Annotated in this window: 2 protein-coding genes; one reads left to right on the top strand and one right to left on the bottom strand. The window is 67.5% G+C overall.

Going from position 1 to position 1,918, the window contains the following annotated elements; translation table 11 throughout:
* On the top strand, positions 1-503 hold a 503-nt coding region (locus ACWD1Z_RS37285), incomplete at its 5' end, for a DUF5753 domain-containing protein (RefSeq protein ID WP_451125335.1).
* A 452-nt stretch (positions 504-955) separates the two neighbouring features.
* On the opposite strand, the gene ACWD1Z_RS37280 is transcribed toward ACWD1Z_RS37285, so the two are convergent.
* Positions 956-1,453: a hypothetical protein gene (locus tag ACWD1Z_RS37280; RefSeq protein WP_451125333.1), complete on the bottom strand. Its 498-nt coding sequence runs from the start codon at positions 1,451-1,453 to the stop codon at positions 956-958.
* Positions 1,454-1,918: the final 465 nt, after the last annotated feature.

Genomic DNA, 1,918 nt, shown 5'->3' with positions numbered 1-1,918 from the left:
CTCCCGCCTACGCCCACGCGGTGATCGGAGAAACGATCCCCCTGCTCACGGTCGAAGAGGCCGACACGCGGCTGAAGGTGTGGATGCGCCGCCAGCACCGGATCTACGACCTGGCCCGGCCACTGCGGATGTGGGTCGTCCTGGACGAATCGGCTCTGCGCCGCGTCGTCGGCAGCCCGGACGTCATGCGAGAACAGTTAGAGCACCTGAACGCCCTTGGCGCCGAGCCGCACATCACGGTGCAAGTGCTCCCCTACACGGCGGGCGCTCACCCGGGACTGTCAGGACAGTTCTCCATCCTGCGGTTCGCCGACAGCTCCGCGGGACCGGTGGTGCATCTTGAGCGGTTCACCAGCGACCTCTACCTGGACAAACCATCCGACGTACAGCACTACCACGTGCTGCACGACCACCTCCAGGCCCAGGCCCTCAGCCCCGACACTAGCCGCGACTTCATCACCGACGCCACCAAGGCGCACATCGAGGCGGCAAGCCACCTCTGAAAGGCCCCCTCCATGCTGCCACTGCCACTCATCGGGTTGGAGGTGCCCAACCGGATAGGTCGCCAGCGTCGGGGCTCCCTGCACCTGGGCACCGGCCGCATCATCCGGGCCGAAATCCAGGCCTGTCCGACACCCCTCCTCCTTGCCTGCCTGTGTTCTCACGCGGGGGTGAAGGGGGCTTGTGAAGGTACTCAGTTACGGCGGGGACGGCAGGCAGCCGAAGCCGAATGTCCGCAATGGCTCTGCGGTACGGCCGTTCAGGTGCGCACGCCGCGTGGCCTGCGCCGCACGTATCCAGGGGCGCGTTCTGTCCCCTCGACGCCACCGGCACGGTCGGTGATCTGCTGGAGATCAGCTTGCGTCCGGCCCTGTGGGCTGGGAGTGCTTCATCTCACGTCTGGCGGAAGTGTCTGCATGCGTGGACGCTCCCGCCAGGCAGCCAAGCCTGCCCGTCAGTGGACGCGCAGCACCAGCGGCGGGAGGAAGTACGTCGACTGACCGATGAGGCGCGTCTCCAGTGCTTCGAACGTGTTGAAGGAGATCCTGTCGTCGGCGGGCTCCGCGGTGATCACTACGGGCCAGGTGGTCTGCCGGGAGTCGCCACCCGGAACCAGCGGATAGGTGCAGCCGCCTTCCACGATCAGGGGGCCACCGCAGAGCACGGTGTCACCGGTGGGGGCCCCGATCGCGTAGGAACCCACAGGGGAGCCGGTGTAGCCGAAGTTCGTCTGGACCGTGGCGGACCCCAAGTTCGTGTAGTTGAGGGTCACGTACACCGTGTCACCCACCGAGGCACTGGCGGGTGTGACGCTGAGCTTGAAGGTGCCGGTCGGATCCTGCACCGTCGCGGTGTTGGCGGGATCGGCCTGGACGGGAGCCGCACCCACGGTGAGGCCGAGCAGCAAAGCCGCCGCCAGCACGCCAAGGACGGCGCGAAGACGAGTGAACATGAGCAGTTCCCTTCTGTGGCACAGAACCGGAACCGAACACGGCACGCCCTCAAGCGGAGGCGCCGGGTACCGGGGGAGTCAGCGTCAAACCGGATCCCGGTACGCACAACCCCCCATGTGACCGAGTGAGTCCTGCGGTGCGTAGGGGCCAGATGAGGCGAAGCACGAACACACCAAGGGGGGCGCACACCGGCCGCGTTCACCACCCCAAGACCGGCCCCTGCACCGCCTACCGGCGTCGCTGCGGCCGTTGCCTGTGCGCGCCAAGATCCCCATGCCCAGAGTCCCGGTCATCCGCGGCCGTGGCCCGTCGCCAACGCCGATGTACGCTTCTGGTCGCTGTGTGACCCCGTAGACACCCCTGCGGAATAGGCACCCCCGCGGGATCCGTCTCCGCCGATCTCCTCATGGCTTTGGCCGAAGACCCGGCGGGCCTTGACGACCGAGGCGAGCGAGACTGGCAGC

The sequence above is a fragment of the Streptomyces sp. NPDC002784 genome, from assembly GCF_053592135.1.
The sequence above is the reverse complement of the archived record's forward strand: the minus strand, read 5'-3'. Positions and strand labels throughout refer to the sequence as shown.

Bases quoted from the DNA above. Each gene is read 5' to 3' on its own strand.
- ACWD1Z_RS37280 (WP_451125333.1), bottom strand. From the start codon at position 1,453: ATGTTCACTCGTCTTCGCGCCGTCCTTGGCGTGCTGGCGGCGGCTTTG.